The organism is Gemmata sp. (assembly GCF_051859125.1).
Classification (GTDB): Bacteria; Planctomycetota; Planctomycetia; order Gemmatales; family Gemmataceae; genus Gemmata.
In genome coordinates, this window is the sequence record NZ_JBHYGG010000092.1 from 9,140 (window position 1) to 13,887 (window position 4,748).

Annotated in this window: 3 protein-coding genes; all 3 read right to left on the bottom strand. The window is 68.3% G+C overall.

Annotation, left to right across the window (positions count from 1 at the left end; genetic code table 11):
• Positions 1–191: 191 nt before the first annotated feature.
• Positions 192–3,599 carry a 4Fe-4S dicluster domain-containing protein gene (locus ACTIGN_RS10355; RefSeq protein ID WP_439623482.1) on the bottom strand — a complete coding sequence of 1,136 codons (3,408 nt, stop codon included), beginning with the start codon at positions 3,597–3,599 and terminating at the stop codon, positions 192–194.
• Positions 3,600–3,689: 90 nt separating this feature from the next.
• Positions 3,690–4,352 carry a cytochrome c3 family protein gene (locus tag ACTIGN_RS10360; RefSeq protein WP_439623484.1) on the bottom strand — a complete coding sequence of 221 codons (663 nt, stop codon included), beginning with the start codon at positions 4,350–4,352 and terminating at the stop codon, positions 3,690–3,692.
• A 122-nt stretch (positions 4,353–4,474) separates the two neighbouring features.
• A complete protein-coding gene (locus ACTIGN_RS10365; RefSeq protein WP_439623486.1) occupies positions 4,475–4,600 on the bottom strand; it encodes a hypothetical protein in 126 nt (41 codons plus the stop codon).
• Positions 4,601–4,748: the final 148 nt, after the last annotated feature.

The window sequence follows — 4,748 nt, forward strand, 5'->3', positions numbered from 1 at the left end:
TGCCTAGTGTTCCGCCCCCCGGGGCCGCCCCGGGTGGGCGCCCCCAACAAACCCAACGCGAACTGTCCCGTAGGGCCGCCCTCCGTGGCGGCCCGCCAACCGCCGAGGACTTCAACCAACCAATTTCTGGCCTCTGCTCTCGGTCTTGAAATCTGTGTCCTCTGCGTAATCTGCGGATCAACTGTCTTCGGTCACGCCAGTTCGGGGTTCGGGTTCCGCAGCCGCGGGAGGTAGCTCGTTCGCGGCTTCGTGTTCAGCTCGCCCAGGGGCAGGTACTCGCCGGCCCGCTCCTTCGCCTTGTACACGGCGCTGTTCGGGTCGAGCACGTTGCCGAAGGTGATCGCGCGCGTGGGGCACGCGCTCTCGCAGGCGGTCACGATCAAGCCGTCGGGCACGATGACCCGGCCCAGCGCGTCGAGGTCGTACCCCGCGGCCCGCGGGTTCTTCGGCTTGCGGTACGCGGTCGGCGGCCCCTCGTGCTTGAACGATGGGTCCGCGTCGATGACGCGCCGGCCCTGCGCGACTTCCGTGGCGGCGATCTTCGCGCCGTACTTGCCCCGCTCGATGCGCTGGATGCAGTAGGTACACTTCTCCATGACGCCGCGCATCCGCACGGTGACGTCCGGGTTCTTCTGCATCTTCAGCGTTTCGGGCAGCAGGTTCTCGGTGAACGACGCGCCGCCCTCGGCGAACGGCGTCGGCGTGCGGAGTTCGTCGAGCTTCCGCTTGTTGAAGTCGAACCAGTTGAACCGCCGCACCTTGTACGGGCAGGCGTTGGCGCAGTACCGGGTGCCGATGCACCGGTTGTAGACCTGGAGGTTTAGCCCCTCCGTGCTGTGGACCGCGGCGTTCACCGGGCACACCTGCTCGCACGGGGCCGCCTCGCAGTGGACGCACGCGACCGGCTGCGTGACGATCCGCGGGTCGGCGTCGGCCGTGTGCCCGTCGGACGAGAAGTAGCGGTCGATGCGGATCCAGTGCAGCTCGCGGTTCCGCTTCACCTCGGCCTTGCCGACCACCGGGATGTTGTTCTCGGCCTGGCACGCGATGAGGCACGCGGTGCAGCCGGTGCAGGCGTTCAGGTCGATCGTCATGCCCCACTGGAACTGCGCGTCGAGCAGCTCCGGGCGGGCGAGGTCGAGCGGGAATCGCTCCTGCTTCTCCCGGGCCGGCGCCTTGAACTGCTGCGGGTTGCCGTACCCGCCCTGGAACTCGTGCTTGAAGTCCTCGGGCGTGACGTGCTGCCCCGGCGCGATGCCGATCTTCGGGTCGCGGTCCTCGCCGGGGAGGCGGTGCTCGTGCGGGTCGCGGGTCAGGTGCGCCGCGTAGTTGGCGGCGGTGTGCTCGCCGATGATGTTGCGGCCCTCGGGGATGACGCCGTGCTCCTGCGTCATCACGAGGTCGGCCGTCTTGCCGGTCTTCTCAAGGCGGCAGTTGGTGACGGTGTGCATCGCCCCGAGCTTCCGCGCCGGGAACACGTCCGTTCCGCCGCCGTCGGGGACGTGCGCGATTCGCATCTCGCCGGACTGCCCGTAGGCGAGCGCGACCGAGTAGTCGGCCTGGCCCGGGAGAATGAACACGGGGATGTCGAGCGCGACACCACCAATCGTGAGCTTCACGCGGTCGCCGGTCGCGACCTTGAACTCGGCGGCGGTCTTCGGGCTGATGACGGCGGCGTTGTCCCACACGAGTTTCGTGATCGGGTCGGGCATCTCCTGGAGCCACGGGTTCATCGCGAACCGGCCGTCGAGCAGCGTGGCATCGGGGTGGAACGTGACTTCGAGCGCGTCCTTCGTCGGGGCCGGCGTCGGGCGATACCTCGCGACAGCGGTTCCGATCTGAACCGAGTTCGCGATGTGTTGGAGCTGGGGGTCTCCTTTCACGAAGCCGAGTTGCTTGTAGCGGTTGAACTCGGTGTCGAACGCCTTGTCCGCGGACTGAATGCCGGAGCGTTGCGAGAACACCTTGCGGACCGCGGCGTAGGCGGCTTTCTGCGCCGCGAAGAACGAGCCGGTCGCCTTGCCGTCGGCCGGGTTCGGGAACGCCGTCATCAGCGCGAGGACTTCGAGCGCCGTGCGGCCGCCGCGGGCCGGCGGCTCGGTGTCCGCGGTCCCCGGGCTTCGGTTGCCGTTGAGCGGCGCGATCAGCGGCTGAACGCAGCAAAGGCTGCCGTCGCTGGTCTCGGTGTCGCCCCAGCTTTCGAGTGGGTGCGCCATCGGCAGGTGCCAGTCGCACAGTTCCGACGTCTGGTCGTGGAACAGCCCGAGGCGGATGCGGGTGCCGACTTTCTGGAGGGCATTCTTGAAGTCGGCGTCAGCCGGCGCGTTCAGCGCCGGGTTGCCGCCGACAATCAGGAGCGTCGCCACCTTCCCCGCGGCCATGTCGCGGGTCAGTTCGCCGATGCCCTTCCCGGTCTGCTCCGGGAACGCGGGCACATACGAAATGAGGGATGATGCGAAGAGTGCTTCATTCACTACGTGAGCGAGGGCGTGAACCCAGGCCGGTTGGCGGTGCCCGACGAGGATGACGCTCTTCAACCGGTGCTCGGCGAGGTCTTTCGCGACGGCCTTCACCCACTTCTCGGGGAACGTGGTGCCCGGTTCCGGCAGGTTCGGCAGCGTTGTGGCGTGGTGGAGATTCGCGGCGTGCGTCGCCTTCAATTCCCGGACCACCGCGAGGAGGAACGCACCGATCTGCGACGCCGGCAACCGCAACCGGTGGTCGGCCATCGTGCCGGTCACGGTGTACGTCGATTCGACGACGTACAGCCGGTTCATCTTGTCGCGTGGTTTCTCGATCTTGCGGCGCTTCGCGAACTCGCGGCCGTTCTCGACCGCGTCGGCATCGGTGCCGAGGAAGTCGCTGTCGAGCGCGAGGATGCGGTCGATCTTCGCGAAGTCGTACTTCGCGACGAGCTTCGACCCGAACGCGATCTCGGCCCCCGCCAGCGCCTCGGTCTGATCGACCGGCTCGAACGTGTGCCACGACGCCTTCGGCAGCGCCGTCTTGATGTGCTCGCGGATCAACCGCAGCGCCGGCGACGGGGTCTGGTCGGTGAGGACGTAGAACCCCTCGCCCTGCGGCTTGATGAGCGTGCGGGCGGCGCGGTCGAAGTCGGCCCAGCGCCGCGGCGCGCCCCGCTCCATGACGCCGGGGTACTTGTCCGACATCACCCGGTCGGGGCTGTACAGGTCGAAGACCGTCGCTTGGGCGAACGCATCGGTCGCGCCGCCGCTCGCCGGGTGCTGCGGGTTCCCTTCGATCTTCGTGGGCCGCCCGTCGTGGCTTTCCACAAGCACCGGGAGCGCGCCGCCGGCCCGCGGGATACTGGTGGCGTAGAACGTCGGCTTGCCGGAGGTGCTGTGGCCGATCTGCTCGTCGGGCACGGCCGAGAACGGCAGGATCTCGATGTCCGGGCGGCGGCACCCGGCGAGCGTGGCGGCCCCGAGCGCCGCGGCCGACAGCGCGAGGAACGAGCGGCGGTTGAGCGCGGCCGCGGCCGGGTCGGCGTCCGCGAACTCGGCGACGCCGTCGCCCTCGCGGACGTTCACGTAGCCCGGGAACTCCGGGGCGCCGGCGGTGTGGGTGGTGGTGGTCATGGCTTATCCTGGCGAGCCGGGAGCGTGAGCGACCGGAGCTCACCGAAAGAAATCACTCCGGTCGCTCACGCTCCCGGCTCGCCCAATCGTCTACCGGTGGCACGCCTGGCAACTCATCGGCGGGTTCACCGCGAGGGCCTTCTTGATCGCGGCCCCGTCGGCCTCGGCCGCCGCCTTGTCCGGTGCCCAGGTCAGGTTCGTCACCTCGCCCACGGGCCGCAGCGACTTCTCGGGGGCGTTGTGGCACTTCAGGCACCAGCCCATGCTCAGCGTCTGGTCGTGCGACACCACGGCCATCTCGTTCACCTGCCCGTGGCACGAGACGCACGACACGCCCTTGTTGACGTGGACCGCGTGGTTGAAGTACGCGTACTCGGGGAGCTTGTGGACCCGCTTCCACTCGACCGGCGCGCCGGTGTCGTAGCTGTTCCGCACCGGGGCGAGGAGCGGGCTGGCCCCCTTCACGTTGGCCTTCTTCGGGTTGTGGCAGTTCATGCACGTCTGCGCCGCGGGGACGCTCGCGTGCGGGCTCTCGAACACCGACTGGTGGCAGTACGTGCAGTCCATGCCGAGGTGCCCGACGTGGAGCTGGTGCGAGAACGGCACCGGTTGCTCCGGGGTGTACCCGACGCGGGTGTAGCTCGGCAGGGCGTAGTAGTAGAACCCGGTCACCAACAGGCCGACGGCGGCGATCAGCCCGACGCCGAGCTGGCGGACGCGAAAATCGAGCGATCGCGGGAAGATCACGGGCATGTCAGCCCCGGCTTGTGAAACTTTTCACTAATCTATACCCCTCGAAACGCGAAGTCCAGCCGGGCTTGTGAACTTTTTCACAAAGTGGGCCGGCATCGCTCGCCCGTGGGCGGCGGGGCGGCTCACCAGCGGCCGATGAAGCCCGAAAGCAGGAACGGCAGGACGATGATGATCGGGATGCCGAAGATGGTGAACAGCACCATGAACGCATGGAACGCGACGCCGCGCTTCTCCGCGACCGGGGGCATGGCACGTCTCCGAGTGGGTTGTCGTGAACTCTACAGACTTTGTGGCGGCGTGACAGCGCGAAGCCGGGGAGAAAGAGCGAGGTGCGTGGGTCGTGGCGAACCCTGAGCGCCAGCGAGGGGGTGCGCCTCACCCCCTCGCTGGCGCTCA